The sequence below is a fragment of the Paraburkholderia sp. BL21I4N1 genome, assembly GCF_002973525.1.
In the GTDB taxonomy this organism is placed as follows: Bacteria; Pseudomonadota; Gammaproteobacteria; order Burkholderiales; family Burkholderiaceae; genus Paraburkholderia.
In genome coordinates, this window is the sequence record NZ_PVEN01000014.1 from 1 (window position 1) to 19,442 (window position 19,442).

At 62.4% G+C, this 19,442-nt stretch carries 16 protein-coding genes; 10 read left to right on the forward strand and 6 right to left on the reverse strand.

All coding sequences use genetic code 11. The annotated features are described in order from the left end of the window. Positions 1–246 precede the first annotated feature (246 nt). From B0G83_RS27820 to B0G83_RS27830, 3 genes are all read right to left on the reverse strand, one after another. Complete coding sequence (locus B0G83_RS27820) at positions 247–843, reverse strand: hypothetical protein (RefSeq protein WP_105510609.1); 597 nt, start codon at positions 841–843, stop codon at positions 247–249. A 33-nt stretch (positions 844–876) separates the two neighbouring features. Then, on the reverse strand, positions 877–1,434 hold the full coding sequence (locus B0G83_RS27825; protein WP_105510610.1) for a hypothetical protein: 558 nt from the start codon (positions 1,432–1,434) through the stop codon (positions 877–879). Positions 1,435–2,044: 610 nt separating this feature from the next. Beyond that, entirely contained in the window at positions 2,045–2,938 is an 894-nt protein-coding gene (locus tag B0G83_RS27830) for a LysR family transcriptional regulator (RefSeq protein WP_105510611.1), read from the reverse strand. A 126-nt stretch (positions 2,939–3,064) separates the two neighbouring features. On the opposite strand from B0G83_RS27830, the gene B0G83_RS27835 reads away from it, so the two are divergent. Next, the gene (locus B0G83_RS27835; RefSeq protein WP_105510612.1) at positions 3,065–4,060 is read left to right on the forward strand and encodes an alcohol dehydrogenase catalytic domain-containing protein; all 996 of its coding nucleotides are present in this window, start codon (positions 3,065–3,067) and stop codon (positions 4,058–4,060) included. A 102-nt stretch (positions 4,061–4,162) separates the two neighbouring features. On the opposite strand, the gene B0G83_RS27840 is transcribed toward B0G83_RS27835, so the two are convergent. Then, positions 4,163–5,215: an AI-2E family transporter gene (locus B0G83_RS27840; RefSeq protein WP_105510613.1), complete on the reverse strand. Its 1,053-nt coding sequence runs from the start codon at positions 5,213–5,215 to the stop codon at positions 4,163–4,165. A 184-nt stretch (positions 5,216–5,399) separates the two neighbouring features. After that, complete coding sequence (locus tag B0G83_RS27845) at positions 5,400–6,743, reverse strand: epoxide hydrolase family protein (protein WP_105510614.1); 1,344 nt, start codon at positions 6,741–6,743, stop codon at positions 5,400–5,402. 430 nt (positions 6,744–7,173) lie between these two features. Between B0G83_RS27845 and B0G83_RS27850 the strand changes: the two genes are divergently transcribed. Next, positions 7,174–8,085, forward strand: coding sequence for a LysR family transcriptional regulator (locus B0G83_RS27850; protein ID WP_105510615.1), 912 nt, complete (start codon positions 7,174–7,176; stop codon positions 8,083–8,085). Between the two features lie 12 nt (positions 8,086–8,097). On the opposite strand, the gene B0G83_RS27855 is transcribed toward B0G83_RS27850, so the two are convergent. Further along, positions 8,098–8,862 carry a sulfite exporter TauE/SafE family protein gene (locus B0G83_RS27855; protein ID WP_105510616.1) on the reverse strand — a complete coding sequence of 255 codons (765 nt, stop codon included), beginning with the start codon at positions 8,860–8,862 and terminating at the stop codon, positions 8,098–8,100. A gap of 187 nt (positions 8,863–9,049) precedes the next feature. On the opposite strand from B0G83_RS27855, the gene B0G83_RS27860 reads away from it, so the two are divergent. The 8 genes from B0G83_RS27860 to B0G83_RS27895 all read left to right on the forward strand — a co-directional run bounded on the left by B0G83_RS27860 (position 9,050) and on the right by B0G83_RS27895 (position 19,421). Further along, the gene (locus B0G83_RS27860; RefSeq protein WP_105510617.1) at positions 9,050–10,393 is read left to right on the forward strand and encodes a PLP-dependent aminotransferase family protein; all 1,344 of its coding nucleotides are present in this window, start codon (positions 9,050–9,052) and stop codon (positions 10,391–10,393) included. A 236-nt stretch (positions 10,394–10,629) separates the two neighbouring features. Beyond that, positions 10,630–12,144 (forward strand): sugar ABC transporter ATP-binding protein, encoded by a 1,515-nt coding sequence (locus B0G83_RS27865; protein ID WP_105510618.1) that lies wholly within the window; start codon positions 10,630–10,632, stop codon positions 12,142–12,144. A gap of 16 nt (positions 12,145–12,160) precedes the next feature. Next, on the forward strand, positions 12,161–13,186 hold the full coding sequence (locus tag B0G83_RS27870; RefSeq protein ID WP_105510619.1) for an ABC transporter permease: 1,026 nt from the start codon (positions 12,161–12,163) through the stop codon (positions 13,184–13,186). Between the two features lie 87 nt (positions 13,187–13,273). Continuing rightward, the gene (locus B0G83_RS27875; RefSeq protein WP_105510620.1) at positions 13,274–14,215 is read left to right on the forward strand and encodes an ABC transporter substrate-binding protein; all 942 of its coding nucleotides are present in this window, start codon (positions 13,274–13,276) and stop codon (positions 14,213–14,215) included. Between the two features lie 120 nt (positions 14,216–14,335). Then, complete coding sequence (locus B0G83_RS27880; RefSeq protein ID WP_105510621.1) at positions 14,336–15,640, forward strand: L-fuconate dehydratase; 1,305 nt, start codon at positions 14,336–14,338, stop codon at positions 15,638–15,640. Positions 15,641–15,937: 297 nt separating this feature from the next. Continuing rightward, positions 15,938–16,330 (forward strand): type II secretion system minor pseudopilin GspI, encoded by a 393-nt coding sequence (gspI, locus tag B0G83_RS27885; RefSeq protein WP_258168350.1) that lies wholly within the window; start codon positions 15,938–15,940, stop codon positions 16,328–16,330. Next, positions 16,314–16,976 (forward strand): type II secretion system protein J, encoded by a 663-nt coding sequence (locus tag B0G83_RS27890; protein WP_105510623.1) that lies wholly within the window; start codon positions 16,314–16,316, stop codon positions 16,974–16,976. Before gspI ends, B0G83_RS27890 begins: the two co-directional genes overlap by 17 nt. A gap of 198 nt (positions 16,977–17,174) precedes the next feature. Next, the gene (locus B0G83_RS27895; protein WP_105510624.1) at positions 17,175–19,421 is read left to right on the forward strand and encodes a tetratricopeptide repeat protein; all 2,247 of its coding nucleotides are present in this window, start codon (positions 17,175–17,177) and stop codon (positions 19,419–19,421) included. The last annotated feature ends 21 nt before the right edge of the window (positions 19,422–19,442 follow it).

Genomic DNA, 19,442 nt, shown 5'->3' on the forward strand with positions numbered 1-19,442 from the left:
TTGCGGTCATCGCCTTCAACGAATCGCTTCATGAGTCACCCGATCTCAGTGCGTTGATTCAGTTTAGGCGATCAATACGTTTTCACACACTCTGGGTCGACATAAGACTGCCGACTCGAAAACTCGAGTAGCCGACCCGCGGCCAGCACTCCACTTCCAAATCCAGCTATCTCCCCCCGTTTCACAGCCACCCACGGATAGACGCCCGGTTATCCGAGCATCCCTCCATCTGTTCTCGCGCGTCGGTTACTGGCGAAGTTCAGGCGAATCCTGCATCGCCGACTGCATCTTCTGAACGGCGTCGAGGGTGGCGCGTTGAGCGGCCAGCCCGAAGTTGCGCTTGAACTCACTGAACTCGGCATGACCCGAGCCGGTTACAGCCTTCTTCGTGATGAGCTTGCCGCTCGGGTCGGTCACCGTGCATTCGAGCGTCACCGTGAAGTCGGTCGGCGGCCAGGTGAGCAGGCTAGGCGAAGACGAGGTCGTCGTGATCGTCGGCGTCACGATATAGCTCAGATTCTTCGTCTGCGAGGTCGCGGCGTCGGGCACCGAGTTCAGCTTGACGACGTCCTTGAAGAGATTGCTGAGTTCGAGGTAGATCGGCAGTTCGAGGTCGTGATAAGGCTTATAAGCGACCTTGTCGCCGCCGCCGCCCGGAGAGACAACTTCCTTGTTGCGCTCTTCATCGGTAATGATGAGACCCACCGTCTTATTGATCGGCGGAGTCGTTTTCGAAGCGAGTGCGGCGTTGTCGCCGGAGATTGTGATGTCGTGTGCGCAGCCGGAAAGAAACGCGATTACGCCAGCGGCGCATGCCGCGCGCAGTACATTGCTGAGTTTCATAACAAATGTTCCTGATTAGATTACCGTGTGGAATTAGCGGATGGCGCTGATGAACGCCGGGTCCGAATACAGTGAGCCGAGCAGCTTTTGCACGACGAGCGGATATTGTTGAGTCGCCTTCGGCACGGCGATCGCTGCCGCGAATGACGAATCCCATTCGCTACGCACGGTTTTCACCTGGTCGTAGCGCACAGTGCCGTCGCGTTTGACGACGAAACGCGCCGATATCGTCCCCACACCCGTGCCGACGCCGGCATCGACATTGTTCTGAAGGAGTACGCCGCCGATCTCGACCGATGCTGACGGTGAGAGCGTGCCGGCGAGCGTGAGCTCCTGCGTAACGGCGTTCGAAAGATAATCTGCGAAGGACTTGCCAACAGGAGAGCGCATTACGTTTGCGCGTACCTGCAATGGGTAATGGTTGTCGCCGCCATCCTGATTGCGAAAGTCACCAATACGCGCTTGCACGGGGGAAGCGTCTTTGAGCGTCTGGATGTTTTCAACCGATGGGGAGTAAGGCGTCGCGACGACCGAGCATGCGGCAAGCATAGTCAGCGGAACGAGGATCGAAAGTCTTCTCGAATAGGTCATATTGTTCTGGTCGTTATGATAGTAAATGTAGGGGGTTAGAAAGCGTGGCGCGGCGCCCCCCATTGTTATATCGGCAGCGAGTCTGGAAATTTAAGTGTCGGCTGGCGATGTTATTGAGCGGCCGCTATCGAGCAGGAAATTTCGTGGGTGTGGATACAGGTGGCCGCGGCCGTGAGATGTCGGATGCTATGTCGTCCACGCCAGCATTCGTTCTTCTAAAAGGCGGCTGACACGCGTATAAAGTATCCCGCGCAGCGTTGATTGAACGAGCGGAATGGATGCCGCTGTCGCGAGAGGCGAGAGGCACTGATCGATTTGTTCGAGAAGGTGGTCGGACGTTCAAGCTCGCCGAATGTTCATCGCTATGTACCGCTGACCGCTTCCGGGCATCCTTTGCAACCGCTCGGGAAGCGTGCGATGGCGTTTGCGATTTTGAGGAGGGCTAGGGTTGCGTATGCTGATTGAATGGGATGGTAGAAGGCGAACAGCGCCGGTCGACTTCGGGCTCAGTTCGGCCACTACGAAAAATTCGAACGGAACAAATAGACCACACGATAATTCCCCGTGTCGGCCCCGGCCCACTTACAGCCACAGCTAACGAAACTGCATTTCAAAGTGCTGAACGCGCAAACGCCGAAACAAGATATTCAATGAACACGCGAACCCTCATCGGAACCCGTCGACCCGCCGGATAAACAAGGTGAATAGGCACACGCTCAGGTTGCAAATCGTGCATTAACACCTGGATCTTGCCGGATTGGATTTCTTCCTCCATGAGCCAAAACGGCGCCTGAGCAATGCCAAGGCCGCACAGCACGGCCGCGCGAATGTGCTCCGCATCGCCAGTGAGCAGCGAGCCGTGCGGCACATAAGAGACGCGCTCCTTACCCACCCTGAGCGACCACGGGTAGCGCTCCCGGCCATTCGCAAAGACGATGCAAGTGTGATTATCGAGGTCCGCAAGCCGTGTCGGAATACCGTGAGCCGCCAGATAGCCTGGGCTCGCCGCAAGCACGAAGTCTGTCTCCGACAGCTTCCGCGCGGTGAGGGACGAGTCCACCAGTCGCCCATGACGAACCGCCAGATCGACGCCGTCGCCGACGAGGTCGACATGTCGCTCCGACACCGACAATTCGATCGCGACGTCGGGATACTGTCGGAAGAACGCTGGTAGCAGCGGCGTGATGCAAAGCCGGCCATGGGCCGGCGCCGTGTTGACCCTGACCACGCCTCGTGGCGACTGCTGGCGATCGCCTACGGACGACTCGAGCGCATCGAAGTCATCCACCAGTTGCCTCGCCGAATCGTAGAAAGTTTGTCCTGCGTCCGTGATCACCACCTGGCGCGAGGTCCGCAAAACGAGCTGCGCACCCAGATGCCGTTCCAGCGCGCCGATCTGTTTGCTGACCGCAGGCTGTCCAATCCCTTCCTCGCGCCCCACGGCGGAAAAACTGCCGCATTCGACCAGGCGTACAAACAGGCGAATCGCGTTCACTCGGTCCATAGGGGCTATCCGCATCAATTCCAGAATGGAATAGATGGTATGTCCCGAGACAGCGTTTCGGCAATGAGTGAAGTTGCTTATCGTACGGGTCATGTAATCACCGACCTGAACCAGAGGAGTTGAACGATGAAAGCAATTTGTGTAACGCCTGACCGTGAGCTTGTTGTTCGTGACATCCCGACTCCGGACACGCCTGCGCCGGGTCATGTGCTGATCGACATGGACGCGTCGGCGATCAACCACGGCGACAAAACGTTCCTGAGGATACCCACGGCAGCCGGTCAAGCCTTCGCATTGGGTCAGCATGGCGTATGGGGTGCGTCGGGGGCCGGACGCGTGGTCGCGGTGGGTGAGGGCGTGCCCGTGGAATATACGGGCAAGCAGGTGGCGATATACCGATCGCTCGACAGAAGCCCGGAGAGTATCGGGCTGTGGTGCGAACGGGCACATGTACCTTATCCGGCGTGTTTGATCCTGCCGGACCGTGTCCGTGCACGCGACTATTGTGGCTCGCTCGTCAACGTCATGACGGCTTACGCCTTTCTCGAAGAAATCGCTGACGCGGGCCACAAGGGCGTCATCGTCACCGCCGGGAATTCGGCGACCGGCCACGCGCTTGCTTCGCTTGCACGCAGCAGAAATATACCGGCGATTTTTCTGGTGCGGACCACGGCTGCGCGGGACGCGCTGCTCCGTTCGGGCGTGGAGCATGTCCTCGTCACCACCGAGGGCTTCACCGACGTCCTTGGTGTGCCGTCCACCGAACTGGGGACGACGGCGGTATTCGATGGGGTCGGCGGCGACCTGCTAACAACAATCGCGCCTGGTTTGCCGATGAATTCGACGATCTATCTCTACGGTTTTTTGGGCGCTGCAGCGCCGGTTTCCATTCAGTCCGCACTGTTCATGATGAAGAACCTGAGCATGAAGCGGTTCAGCAATTTCGAAAGCCGGACGGTGAAGGAGCCGGCGAAGCTTGTTGCCGCGCTGAAAACGCTGGAAGGCTTGATCGACGATCCGATGTTCACGACCAGAATCGGCGAGGAATTCCGTCGCGATCAGATCGAACTCGCGATGACTTACGAGTCTGCGGACGGTGCGAAAGCTGTGCTCGTCACGTGAGTGGGACGCAGACCCTCCAACGGCCATTGTAGAAAACGACGAATAGCCGATGGAGGCTTCAAACCCGGTATGACGGCGGTGGTCAATCCTTGCACCCCCGCTTCATCTGCCAGGCAATGGCGCATCCACCGCATCCGGCACGCCATCGTGCGACATCAAAATCGCTAGCCAGCGAGTACTCTCAAACTGCGCTGCGATCACCATCATCAGCACGGTCAAGGGCGTTGCGAGAATGGCGCCCGGCACGCCCCACAGAAGCGTCCAGATTCCCAGCGCGAAGATCCCGATAAGCGGGTCCGTATTGGTGCTCTTGGCCTGGACTTTCGGCAGGATGAGGTTGTGTGCGATCTGGAACACCGCCAGCACGATCACGAACACACCGAGCGGCACCGCGACCGATCCGCTGTGGATCGCCGCGAATACCGCAGGCACGACGCTCGCCACGAAAGGTCCGACCACCGGCATGAAGGCCAGAAGAAACACCGTCACCGACCAGAACGCCGTATCGGGCAATTCAGCAAAGCGGAACACCCCAGCGGAAATCGCGGCAATCGCCAGGTTGATCGCCGTCTGGGAAACCAGGTACGCCTGTACCCTGCGTGTGATTTTGGACAGCACCACGCGCTGCGAGTTTGCTCGCGCTTCGTTGGTGGTTGCCTTGATTATCTTGGGATCGGCGTCGCTTCCCGGTCCCAGCAGCATGAACACAAAGAAGAACAACGTCAGGAATGCTTTCGACACGGCGTCGCCCACGCCGGCCGCGAGACCATGCTCCAGCGCTGGGAAATCCACCAATCCCAGCACGCTCGCCAGATCGAACTTGCGGCCAAATCCCACGCTAACCGATCGAATGAGACTGTCGAGTTGAGCCGGGAGCACAGGCGCCTGTTTGATGAGGTCGCTCATGCCCTGAAGGATCACGATAAAAATGCTGTAGGCGCTGAAGCCGACAATCGCCGCGGTCGCGACGAGTATCAGCCATTTAGGCGCGCGGGGCAGCAGCCGGACAACCAGCGAGACGATGCCGGCAATCAGAATCCGGAGCAACACCGCCAGAAAGAACGGAACGAGCACCGGCCGCAAAAAATAGAGGATCGCCAGACCGGCCGCTACGCCGGTAGTGGTTTGCGCGACAGAGCCCGGTGTTGTCGTCATGATTTATCTTCTCAATGGTTCCAGCCAGCAAGCGCGCACTAGAGGTCGTGCGTCTTTTCCGTCGGCGAGGATATCAGGAATGGCCTGATAGGAGGGCGCCCGGCTGACAGCGAAAGCGCCTTCCCATGCCTCACATCCGGTTGGCCGCGCTGCGGCATGAACCATTCGACGGCGGCTTTTCTATTCAGGCATGCCGGCGCAACGGCCTGAACGCCGCGCGGAGCTCTTCGGCGAAGAGTTGCGGTTGTTCCCATGCAGCGAAGTGGCCACCTTTATTGACCTCGTGGAAATAGCTGAGCTTGCGATAACTGCGTTCGGCCCAGCTTCGCGGCGCCCGATAGATTTCGCCGGGAAACACCGTCACGGCAACCGGGACCGAGATCTCGGCGGTCTGCTGCTCTGCGGCGTTGAAATTGTTGTTGTTGTTCTCCCAGTAGAGCCGCGCCGACGAGGTCGACGTATTCGTGACCCAGTAGAGCGTGATGTCGTCGAGCATCTGGTCTTTGGTGAGTGCTCGCTCGGGGTCGCCGCCGCTATCGGTCCAGGCCGCGAATTTGTCGTACATCCAGGCGGCCTGACCCGCCGGCGAATCGGCCAGACCATAGCCTTCGGTCTGCGGACGAGTAACCATCATGGCCGCATAGCCGGCGCCTTTCTTGTACAGATCGGCGAGTGACGCATACGCCGCCTTTTCTGCATCGGAGAGTCCGGCCGGCGCCGGTTCACCGTGGTTGAGCGCCTTCGCGACGTCCGGCGGCACCGTTGCGGGCATATTGACGTGAATGCCCAGCAGCCCCACGGGAGCCTGACGCCCCATCGCGTCCGCCACCACGGAACCCCAGTCGCCGCCCTGAGACACATACTGTTTGTAACCCAGACGTTTCATCAGCACGTCCCACGCCCGCGCGATGTGGTCGGGATCCCAGCCCGTGCCGGTCGGTTTGCCGGAGAAACCGTAGCCAGGCATCGCGGGGATAACGACATCGAAGGCGTCGCCCGCGCGGCCGCCATAGGCGGTAGGGTCGGTGAGCGGACCGATGGCCTTCTCGAGTTCCAGCGGCGAGCCCGGCCAACCGTGAGTGATGATCAGCGGCAGGGCATTGCGATGACGGGATTTCACGTGGATGAACTGGATGTCGACGCCGTCGATCGTGGTTACGAACATCGGCAGCGCGTTCAGCCGTGCCTCCGTTTTACGCCAGTCGTAGTCCGTGCCCCAGTACTGCACGAGCGCCTGAATTCTGGCTTCCTGCACGCCTTGAGATTGATCGGCGACCGTTTCCTTATCGGGCCACCGCGTCGCGTCGATACGGTGGCGCAGGTCGACGAGTGTTTCGTCCGGAACGTGGATATGGAAAGGCCGGATCGAGTCGTCGTCAACCGTGGTGCGAGATGTCGCGGAAGACTGATCCGCAGGCGGTGCGGCATGCGCGTAGCTGAAGACAGCGGCCAGCAAAAGGCCGAGTATGGGCGCGGCGGCACCGGTCAGCGGACTGCACCGGGTGTGCGATGGGAAAGCGATAGGCATGATGTTTTTTCTCAAAGAAAAATGAGCGGCTTTGCAGCGCCCTTTGGGAATGTGTGCGTGATCTACGGGCATGCAGTTCTGATCAGTCTTCGTTCAGATCGCCCGGCAGTTCGGCCAGCTTCAGCTTCGCGTCGCGGGTCTGGAAGCCGCGACGCATCGCGGCCTGAATCCGGCTTTACGCCTCGGGGTTTCGTACACCCTCGCCAGACAGATCGGAATCGCGACGGAAGTCCTCGACCGGCGCCAGCCTGAACAGAACAGCCTCTTTACGGTGAACGGTGAACGGTGAGCGTGTCGAAATGCATGCGTGGACCTCAAACGTTGAGTCATGTGCCGTCGGGTGAGCCGGGCTTAAAGAACAATTTATTCCCTTCCTCATTGGCCGAATAGACGATAGATTTGAGAGGTGGCCTTCCATGAGTGAAACGCTATGGATCGACTTGAAGCTATCACCATCCTGCTTGCGGCCGTCGACAACGGAAGCCTCTCCGCAGCCAGCCGCCAGTTGCGTATTCCGCTGGCAACGGTGAGCCGCCGCGTCTCGGAACTCGAAGATCACCTCAAGATGCGCCTGCTTTTGCGCGGTAATCGGAAGCTCGCGCTCACCGAGGCGGGGCGTACTTATGTCGCGTCATGCCGCCGGATCATGGACGACCTCGCGGAAGCCGAGCGCACGGCCGCCGGCGAATACCACGCGCCGCAGGGCGAGTTGACCATCAGCGTGCCGCTCGTGATGGGACGCGCGCATGCGCTCCCGGTTATCGTCGACTTTTTGCACGCGTACCCCGACATCCGCATACGGGTGCAGTTCGTGAATCGGAACGTGAGTCTGCTGGAGGAGCAGGTGGACGTGGCCATGCGCGTCGGCGAGTTACCCGACAGCAGCATGATCGGCACGCGCGTGGGCTTGATCCGGCAGGTGCTGTGCGCGAGCCCGGCCTACCTGAAAGTCAGGGGCACGCCGAACTGCCCGGCGGATCTGATGGTTCACGACTGCGTGGGCTACGAACACTTCACGGCAGGCATGAACTGGGAGTTCCGCCACGAGGCGGGTTTCGAGACTATTCCGATCCGCTGGCGCCTCGTCGTCAATTCGATCGAGGCGGCAGTGATCGCGGCAGCCGCGGGCGCGGGCATTGCCCGAGTGTTGTCGTGTCAGATCGACGAACAGGTCAAGTCGAAAACGCTCGTGACCGTGCTGAGCAAATACGAACTGCCGCCTATTCCGGTCAGTCTGATTTATCCCAGCCAGCGCCAGGTGCCGCTGAAATTGCGAGCGTTCCTGGATTTTTCGATTCCACGCCTGAGGGAGCGGCTTGGCGCGAGAGGTCAGTCTGAATGAGCGCGATGGAAATCACGCGAGATAACCGGAAACGCCGTCCCATAGCAGCTTCAATGCGGTGACGACGAGCAGTCCGTAGCAGATGCGATAGATCTGTCGCTGGTCCAGCGAGCCGTGAAGCCGCCAACCGGACATAACGCCCGCCGGAATCGCCACGAGACACACGGCCATCAATACCCAGACGTTCGCGGTCGGCTTCACGATCAGCAGCCACGGCACCGCCTTGGTCGCGTTGCCCACGGTGAAGAACATGCTCGTCGTTCCCGCGTACATTTCCTTGCTGAGACCGAGCGGCAGCAGATACATCGCGAGCGGCGGTCCGCCCGAGTGCGCCACCATGGTCGTGATTCCGGAGGCAAGGCCGGCCGTGACGGCCTTCGGCGACGAACGCGGACGGCGGCTCAATTCCGCGCCGGCAACGAACCACAGGCCGACGAACATCAGCGTGATCACCGCCATCAGAATCTCGATGGCGCGATGGTCGAGGTAGCGGAATGCCAGGTAGCCGAAGCCGATGCCGGTCACGAGTCCCGGCAGAAGCAGCGCAAGGTCCGGCTTCGACCAGGTCGACGGCTTCCAGTAGCGCAGCGCGAACAGATCCATCGCGATGAACAGCGGGGCGAGCAGGCCGCCGGCGGTGACCGGATCCATCACGCACGACAACAGCGGAATGCCGATGATCGCGAACCCGCCGCCGAACGCGCCTCGCATGAACGCGATCAGAAAGACGCCGGCGAGGGCGACCAGGATCGTGATGAACGTCAGTTGCAGGCCCATGTTGCTTCTCCGATGGCGGTTCCATGGCGTGGCGCCGCAGCCGGGGCAGTCGGCGTTGACGCTCGTCGAGCAAAACGCGGGAGGGGGCCACGAAAGCTTTTTGAGTCCCGGTACAATCGACTCGACGTGAATAGAATGAACCGACATTTATATCGGTGCAATATAAACATTGACCTCGGTGCAATCCATGTCGAAATCCGACTATCTACAACTGGCCGACGCGATCGCCGCGCAAATCGCGGACGGCACGCTCAAGCCGGGCGACCGGCTGCCGCCGCAGCGCAAGTTCGCGGACCGGCAGAAGATCGCCGTATCGACGGCGAGCCGGGTCTACACGGAGCTATTGCGCCGTGGTCTGGTGGTCGGCGAAGTAGGCCGGGGCACCTTCATCTCGGGTGAGGCGAGACGCGGCGTGGCGGCGCCGGGTGAACCGCGCGGCGTGAGGATCGACCTCGAGTTCAATTACCCCATCCTCGCCGGGCAAAGTGCCCTGATAGCCAGGAGTCTGAAAGAGTTGCAGATGCGGACTGAACTCGACGCCGCCTTGTCGCAGGCGATCAGCGTCGGGACACCGGCACTGCGAAGCGCCGCGGCCGCGTATCTGTCGCAGGATGCATGGTCGCTTGCACCCGACCAGCTCGTGTTCACCGGCAACGGACGGCAAAGCATTGCCGCGGCCATTGGCGCGGTCGTTCCCACGGGGGCGCGCTGCGGCGTGGAGGCGTTGACCTATCCGTTCATCAAGGGCATCGCCGCGCGGCTGGGTATTTCGCTGGTGCCGCTGGCAATGGATGAAGACGGGGTACGGCCTGACTCGGTGCAGAAGGCGCATCGCGAGGCCCGGCTCTCGGCGATTTACCTTCAGCCGGCCATTCAGAATCCATTGGGCATGACGATGAACGCCGGCCGCCGGGCCGATCTGCTGCGGGTCGTCGACAAGCTCGGCATTCCCGTGATCGAAGATAACGTCTACGGCTTCCTCGACGATGAGCCGCCGCTTGCCGCGCTCGCACCGGACGCCTGCATCGTCATCGACAGTCTGTCGAAACGGGTCGCGCCTGGCCTGACCTTGGGCTTCATTGCTTCGCCGCCTCGACTACGTGAAAGCGTCATAGCCTCGGTGCGCTCAGGTGGATGGACCGCATCGGGATTTGCGATGGCGGCTGGGCAGCGGATGATGCGCGACGGCACCGTTGCCGAGCTTGCGCGACTGAAGCGCCTCGACGCGAGCGCGCGTCAGACACTGGCGGCCGACCGGCTGGCGGGTTTCGATATCCGCACCAACGGAAAATGCTATCACCTGTGGTTGACGCTGCCGGCGCACTGGCGCTCCCAAGCGCTGGTTGCTGCCGCGGCCAGGCGTGACATCGGGCTGACGCCGTCTACTACCTTCGCGGTGTCGTCCGGGCATGCACCGAACGCCGTCAGACTTGCGCTGGCAGCGCCGACCATGGATCAGCTCGACGCGGGCCTGAGCACGCTGGCTGCGATGCTGAATGCAGCCGAGGACGATTTCGATTCGACGGAGTGAACGCGGCGCCGGGTTCCCGGCTGTGGCGATGCCGCGTTAACCTCCGGGAATGCCCCGCCTTGAGCCTCCACCGCGCACCGGCGTAGAATCGTCGCACATCGATTTGGGAGCCCAGCAATGCGCCTGGTTTCTCGTTGCGATTTCCTTCACTCAACCCGGTCACAGCCGGTGTTTTCTCGACCCGCCTCTCGCGCCGAGATTCGCGGTCGTTGCGGATTTGTCGCCAGATCCGCGCCATGATCCCACTCATTTCCGTAAAAAAGCTCAGCAAGAGCTTCCCCGGCGTGCGAGCGCTTCACGAGGTTCAGCTGGAACTCGTGACCGGCGAAGTCCACGCCCTGATGGGTGAAAACGGCGCTGGCAAATCGACGCTAATGAAAATCCTCGCCGGCGTGTACACGCGCGACACCGGCGAAATCCTCGTCGACGGCGAGCCGGTCGATTTCCAAAGCCCGCGCGACGCACAAGCCGTCGGCGTCGGCATCATTCATCAGGAACTCCAACTGATGAACCATCTGAGCGTCGCGCAGAACATCTTCATCGGCCGCGAGCCGCGCGGGCGCCTCGGCATTTTCCTCGACGAAGATCGGCTCAACGCACAGGCCCGCGAGATTCTCGGCCGCATGCACGTGAGCATCGACCCGCGCGCGCTGGTCGGTTCACTGACCGTGGCCAAACAGCAAATGGTCGAGATCGCCAAGGCGTTGTCGTTCGATTCGCGCGTGCTCATCATGGACGAACCGACCTCGGCACTCAACGACGCCGAGATCGCCGAGCTGTTCCGCATCATCCGCGAACTGAAGAGCCGGGGCGTGGGCATCGTCTACATTTCCCACAAAATGGACGAACTGAAGCAGATCGCCGACCGCGTGACCGTATTACGCGACGGCGAATACGTGGCCACCGTCGCGGTCGCGGACGCCAGTGTCGAGACGATCATCGGCATGATGGTCGGGCGCACCCTGACCGACGTCGAGCCGCCCAACAACGCTGCGGACAAGGGCGACATCGCGCTCGAAGTCAAACACCTGAACGCCGGCCCGCTGGTTAGAGACGTGAGCTTCACGCTACACAATGGCGAGATTCTGGGTTTCGCCGGCCTGATGGGCGCCGGTCGCACCGAGGTCGCGCGTGCGGTGTTCGGCGCCGATCCGATCGAATCCGGCGAGATCGTCGTGCGAGGGAAGAAAGCGACGATCCGTCAGCCGAGCGATGCCGTCGCGCACGGCATCGGCTACCTGTCGGAAGACCGCAAGCGCTACGGCCTCGCGACCGGCATGGACGTCGAGTCGAACATCGTCATGTCCAATCTCGGCAAATTCCTGTCGCTCAATTTTTTCCTGCGACGTGCACGGATTCGCCGCACCGCCGGTCATTTCATCAAGCTGCTCGCGATTCGCACGCCGTCCGCGACGCAGCCGGTGCGTCTGCTATCCGGCGGCAATCAGCAGAAGGTCGTGATCGCCAAATGGCTCGAACGCGACTGCGACGTGCTGTTTTTCGACGAACCCACGCGCGGCATCGACGTCGGTGCCAAAACCGAAATTTACAAGCTGTTGCGCGCGCTTGCCGCGCAAGGCAAGGCGATCGTGATGATTTCGTCGGAACTGCCGGAAATCCTGCGCATGAGCGACCGTATCGTCGTGATGTGCGAGGGTCGCATTACCGGTGAACTCTCAGCCGCCGAAGCCTCGCAGGAAAGCATCATGCATCTCGCGACGCAGCGCGACACCCTGAAAGCAGCGGCATGAACCTCGAGAGGTCTGAATGAAGTTGCCATCGGAAACGTCGGCGTTAGCGAACGACGGACACGCCTCCGGCCTGAGAGCGCGCCTCTTCGCGCCGGCCGCGCTGCAGAAGATGCTGGCGTTCGCGAGCCTGATCCTGCTGCTGGTGTTTTTCAGTTTCGCGTCGCCGGCGTTCATGCAGATCGACAATATTCTCGGCATTCTGCAGGCCACGGCCGTCAACGGCGTGCTGGCGATTGCCTGCACGTTCATCATCATTACCGGCGGCATCGATCTGTCGGTTGGCACGTTGATGACCTTCACGGCCGTCATTTGCGGCGTGTTTCTGACCTACTGGCATCTGCCGATGTGGACCGGCGTACTCGCGGCGATCGGCGCCGGCGCGCTGTGCGGGACCATTTCCGGAACCCTCATCGCCAAGATGAAAATCCCGCCGTTCATCGCGACGCTCGGCATGATGCTGCTGCTGAAAGGGCTCTCGCTGGTGGTCTCGGCCGACAAGCCGATTTACTTCACCGACACCGAAAACTTCTATCTGATTTCGCAGGATTCGCTGATCGGTTACGTGCTGCCGAACCTGCCGGTGCCGAACGGCGTGCTGATTCTGTTCTTCCTCGCGATCGTCAGTTCGCTGACGTTGAATCGCACCGCGCTTGGCCGCTACACGTTCGCGCTCGGCAGCAATGAAGAAGCGGTGCGTCTGTCGGGTGTCAACGTCGACCGCTGGAAGATTGCCATTTATGCGCTCGGCGGCGCCATTTGCGGCATTGCCGGCTTGCTGATCGCGTCGCGGCTGAATTCCGCGCAACCGGCGCTCGGCCAGGGCTATGAACTCGAAGCGATCGCCGCCGTGGTGATCGGCGGCACCTCGCTGAGCGGCGGGGCGGGCACCATTCTCGGCACGATCATCGGCGCGTTCATCATGAGCGTGCTGACCAACGGGCTGCGCATCATGTCGGTCGCTCAGGAATGGCAGATCGTCGTGACGGGGCTGATCATCATTCTCGCGGTGTATGCCGATATCCTGCGGCGCAGCAAGCGCTGACGCGCCAGAAGACGAAATCAAAAAGGGGAGCGCGAAAGGGCTTCCTCATCAATGAAGGCGGTGGTCCACCTTAGGAGGAGAGTAGCCATGTTGAATCGAAAACTATTCGGTGTCGTGGTCGGCGTGGGCGCGCTGGTCGGCGTGACGAATCTTGCCCGCGCAGAAGAACCGTATATTCCGCTGATCTCGAAGGGCTTCCAGCATCAGTTCTGGCAAGCCGTCAAATCCGGCGCGGAGCAGGCGGCGAAGGAACAGAAAGCCCGCATCACGTTCGAAGGCCCCGAAACCGAGGCCATGGTCGACAAGCAGATCGACATGCTGTCGGCGGCGCTGGCCAAGAAACCGCAGGCGCTCGGCATCGCCGCGCTCGACAGCAAGGCAGCCATTCCGCTGCTGCGCCGCGCGCAGGCCGCGAAAATACCGGTGATCGCGTTCGACTCGGGTGTCGACAGCGACATTCCGCTCACCACCTGCGCGACCGACAATCTCGCCGCGGCCGCACTCGCCGCCGACAAGATGGCGGCGGCCATCGGCGATTCGGGTGAGGTGGGTCTGGTGGTGCACGACCAGACCAGCCGCACCGGTGTGGACCGTCGCGATGGCTTCCTGAACGAGATGAAGGCGAAGCATCCGAACATCAAGATCGTCTCCGTGCAGTACGGCGGCGGCGACCACCTGAAATCCGCGGAAATCGCCAAGGCGATGATTCAGGCCAATCCCAACCTGAAGGGAATTTTCGGCTCGAATGAAGGCTCGGCGGAAGGCGCCGCGATCGGCGTCAAGGAGTCGGGCAAGAAGCTCGTGCTGATCGGCTACGACTCCGGCAAGGAGCAGAAAGACGACATCAATTCCGGCCTGATGCTGGGTGCGATCACGCAAAACCCGGTCGGCATCGGCAAGTGCGTCGTTGATTCGGCGATGAAGGCGCTGAAGGGCGAAAAGCTGCCGAAGAAGGTCGACACCGGCTTCTACTGGTACGACAAGAGCAATATGAGCGATCCGAAGATTGCCGCCGTGCTGTATGACTGAGTTGCGCCGAAGGCGCGATGGGAGAGGCCGCGCGCGTGGCGCCGGTCTCTCTCTTTCTGGTTCCGTCGGGCGGGGTGGAACAGGCGGACATCGACAGCTGTCGCTCAGGAGCGTGCGCAAGTGACTACGATCACCAACCTGTCCGTGCGGGACATCCGCTTTCCGACCTCGCGTTCGCTGGACGGCTCCGACGCGATGAACGCGGCGCCGGATTACTCCGCCACCTACGTGACGCTCGAAACCGATTCGACGCAGCCGCAAGGGCTCACGGGTCATGGCCTGACGTTCACGATCGGACGCGGTAACGAGATCTGCGTGGCGGCGGTGAAGGCGCTGGCGCCGCTGGTGGTGGGCAGGACGCTCGAAGAGATCGCGGCGAACATGGGCGCGTTCTGGCGCGCGCTGACGTCGGACAGTCAACTGCGCTGGATCGGTCCGGACAAAGGCGCGATCCATCTGGCGACCGCCGCCGTCGTCAATGCCGCCTGGGACCTGTGGGCCAAGGCGGAAGGCAAGCCGGTGTGGAAGCTGCTGGCCGACATGAGCCCGGAAGACCTCGTGCGGTGTCTCGACTTCCGTTACGTGACCGACGCGATCACGCCGCAGGAAGCCATCGCGATGCTGCATCGTCATGCGTCGACACGCGGCGAGCGCGAAGCGGAGATGCTTGCGCAAGGCTATCCGGCGTACACGACATCGGCCGGCTGGCTCGGTTACGACGACGACAAGATTCGCCGACTCGCGCGCGAAGGCGTCGCGCAGGGCTGGACGCATTTCAAGCAGAAAGTGGGCGGCAATCTCGACGAAGACATGCGCCGCGCGCGCATTCTTCGGGAAGAGATCGGCGAAAGCCGCAAGCTGATGATGGATGCGAACCAGGTCTGGGACGTCGACGAAGCGGTGGCGAACATGCGACGCCTCGCGCAATTCGACCCGTGGTGGATCGAAGAGCCGACCAGCCCCGACGACATTCTCGGCCACGCGGCGATCCGTCAGCGGCTCAAGCCGATCGGCGTGGCGACGGGCGAGCATTGCCACAATCGGGTGATGTTCAAACAGTTGCTGCAGGCGCGGGCGATCGACTTTTGTCAGGTCGACAGTTGCCGGCTGGGCGGGTTGAACGAAGTGATCGTGGTGCTGCTGATGGCGGCGAAATTCGGCGTGCCGGTGTGTCCGCATGCGGGCGGCGTTGGTTTGTGCGAGTACGTGCAGCATATTTCGCTGTTCGACTATCTCTGCGTGTCAGCGTCGCTGGAGAATCGGGTGCTCGAGTACGTGGATCATCTGCACGAGCATTTCGTGGATCCTGTCGTGATCCGCCATGGCCGTTACATGCCGCCGCAGCGTCCGGGCTACAGCATCGAAATGCACGCGGCGTCGCTCGAGCGCTATCGTTTTCCCGACGGCGCCGCCTGGACGACCTGAGCGCGCGTTGGTCCGGCGGCCAGCTCCGCCACCTCGGCGTCAAAAATGGTCCGTAGCATTCGACACGCCGATGCCACAGGCGGCCGTTACCGTCAGCGGACTGCTTCCCGTTCCACCCTGCTGTCCGATGCGAATGCGGCATCGTCGCGCCGCCGGCGGCGCGTGACCGCTTGGCGCAAACCGGCCACGCGGCGGGGCGCGACGTGCTCGCCTGTTCCGATCGTTTCTTCTGCGGGGAATCCGATGAGTGTCCGTCCGATAGGGCACGCGCCCGTCGTCTGGTCATGGCCGCGGCCGATGCGTGCGCGCGCAACGACCGGCGAATCTGCTGGCTTTACGCTCATCGAAGTGCTGATCGCGCTGGCGATCGTCGCCATTGCGCTGGGCGCGGTGCTGCGCGCGATCGGCTCACTCGCGTCGGACACCGACAGCGCCCGCGCCCGTTTGCTAGCGCTGTGGAGCGCCGACAATGCACTGGCGGCCATTCGCATTTCATCCAGTTGGCCGCCCGTGGGACGCAGCACGTTCGCCTGTCCGCAGGGCCAGTATCCGTTCGTCTGCCGTCAGGTGGTGACGGCATTCGAAAGCCCGCTGGTGCGTCAGGTGACGGTAAGCGTGTTGCCGTCCGCGTCGAGTCGCAGCGTCCTCGCCGAAGTCGTGACCGTGGTGCAGGATGAAGCGCGCCACTAGCCCGCGCGGCGCGCCGCGAGCGAAGGGCTTCACGCTGATCGAGATGCTGGTCGCGATCACACTGCTCGCCGTGATTGCGCTGCTGTCGTGGCGCGGCCTCGACGCGACGATTCGCGGCCGCGACGACATCGCCGCGAACCTCGGGCAGACGCGGCTGATCGGCCGATACTTCGCGCAGATGCAATACGACCTGCTGAACCTCGTCACCGCCGACGAGGTGTTCGGGCCGCCTTTGCGAATCCGGCCCAATGAACTCGTGCTGGTTCGGCATCTCGGCATTGGCAGCGGGCCGACCCAGGTGCAGGTGGTGCGCTATCAGTTGAAGGGCCGCGAACTGACACGCAGCGCTTCACAGCCGCTCAGCTCGCTCGCCGATCTCGACGACGCACTGCGGCACATCGATCAATTCGCGCGCATTGTTGTCAGCGACAACGCGCGCTCCATGCAACTCGCGGTGTGGATCGCACCGGACGGCTGGACCTCCAGTCAGCCTGCCGTCGAAGCGGCGTACACGCGTTTTCTGGCGCAGCACGGCATCAGCAATATCACGTCGCTCGGCATGCCGTTGCCGCGTGGCCTCAAGTTCACCGTCGCGCTGGGTAGTCCGCCGGTCGAATTCGTGCGGATGATTCCGATCGGGCAATGAGGCGTGCATTAGCACCCGACCTCGGTTCAATGCGCCGTTGCAGCTCGCATTTCGCTCAATTCGATGCGTTAGGCATAGTCGAGGAAATGTTCCGTAACTTTCGTCATACGCCTGTTATCGCCCGTCCCTAGTCTCGGTATGAAGCAGCCGCTTTCAAAGATCGTGTCACGCGATCGACGTGAGGGCGCGTAGCGCAACATGACGAGGGGAGCGAACGTGGAGGCGGGATATTCACAAGACACGCGAGCGGGCGCGCGGGGCGACGACGCGCCGGCCACGCAGCGACCCGTGGCGAATCTGTCGCGCGCCAAGGATTGGCATGCGGCCGGGCGCTTCGACGAAGCGGCACGCGAGTACGCAACGCTTCTAACCAACGACCCCGACAACCCGGAACTGCTGCATCTCTACGGCGTGCTGCACTATCAGCGCGGCGCGGTGGGCGACGCCGAGTCGTTGCTGCGCCAGTCGATTGCGTTGGTGCCCACGGCGCGCGCGCTGTCCGACCTCGGCGCGGTGCTGGCCGAATCCGGGCGGGCCGACGCCGGCCTCGCGCAGTTCGATGCCGCGTTACGGCTCGATCCGCTCGACATCCCGACGCTGGTGCGCAAGGGCAATACGCTGACGGCGCAGCGTCGCCATGCGGCGGCGCTCGATGCGTTCGACCGCGCGCTGGCGATCTCGCCGCTCGTGCTCGACGCGTTGTGTAATCGCGGCGGCGCGTTGCGCGCGTTGGGACGGCGCGAGGAAGCGGTCGATACGTACGATCGCGCGCTGGTCGTCGATCCGGCTTCGTTCGAATCGTGGTTCAACCGTGGTCTGGTGCTGCGCGAATTGCAGCGTACCGCCGAGGCGCTGCAATGCTTCGAGCGCGCGCTTGCGATCCAGCCCGGCCATGCGGCAATGCTGTCGATGCGCGGCCAGTGCCTGGTCGACCTCGGCCGCCTGAGCGAAGCGCTCGCGGCCTTTAACGAAGCCATCGCGGCCGAGCCCGGCATGATCGAGGCGCTCTATAACAGCGCGGTCGCGCTCGACCGTCTTGGGCGATCCGAGGAAGCGATTGGCCGCTGCGCGCGGGTCTTGGCGTTGGACCCGCAACATGCGCGCGCGTTGACCTGCCGCGCCAACGCGATGCTGCAATTGAAGCGCTACGACGCGGCGTTGTCGAACTACGACCTCGCGCTGGCAATCGAGCCCGACGCGGCCGACATTCACTGCAACCGCGGTACGGCATTGCGCTATCTGAAGCGCTACGCCGACGCGCTCGCGAGTTACGACGCAGCGCTCGCGCGCGACGATCGTTTCGGCGAGGCATGGACCAATCGCAGCAATGTGCTGCAGGACCTGCATCGTTACGACGAAGCGATGAGCGCGCTCGACACGGCGATGCTTATCCGGCCGGATCACGCCACCAATTTTTTCAATCGCGGCAATCTCCACTACGACACTGGACGTCACGATGCGGCGCAAGCCGCTTACGACCGCGCGATCGAACTGAAAGCCGATTACGTCGACGCTCATTTCGCGAGGGCGTCGCTGTATCTCGCGCAAGGCGACTTCGAGCGAGGCTGGGCCGGCTACGAATGGCGTCTGCGGGACGCCGAACTGGCGCGGCACTACCGCCCGTTCACGCAACCGTTGTGGCGCGGCGACGAGCCGCTCGACGGCAAGACGATCCTGATTCACGCCGAACAAGGCTTCGGCGATACGTTGCAGTTCTGCCGCTACGCGCCGCGGTTGGCGGCGCTGGGCGCGCGCGTGGTGCTCGAAGTACAGCCGGCCTTGCGCAAGCTGATGACGACGCTGCCAGGCCCCGCGCAGGTGCTCGTGCGAGGCGAGCCGCTGCCGGCCTTCGACTATCAGTGTCCGCTGCTGAGCCTGCCGTTTGCGCTGCGCACGGAACTCGCGAGCATCCCGCGTCACACGCCGTATCTGCGCGCGGACCCGGAGCGCGCGCGGCAATTCGCCGAACGGCTCGGCAACGGGCGTCGTCCGCGTATCGGGCTGGCGTGGTCCGGTAATCCGGCGCATCGCAACGATCACAACCGGTCGATCGATTTCGCGCAACTCGCGCCGCTGTTCGCGCTGGACGTCGAGTGGATCAGCCTGCAGAAGACCGTGCGCGAGCAGGACGAAGCCTTGCTCGACGACTCGCCTCTCATCCGTCTCGACGACGAACTCGACGATTTCGCGGACACCGCGGCGCTGATCGTGTCGCTCGATCTGGTGATCTCCGTCGATTCGGCGGTCGCGCATCTGGCCGGTGCGCTCGGCCAGCCGGTCTGGGTGTTGTTGTCGGACCCGGCCGAATGGCGCTGGCTGCGCGAGCGTGCGGACAGCCCGTGGTATCCCGACGCGCGGTTGTTCCGGCAAGGCACGCCGGGGCAGTGGGGCAGCGTGATCGAAGCGGTCAGGGCGGCTATCGGCCAGTCGGACGCGGAAGACTGAACTCGACTGAAAAAAACGCCG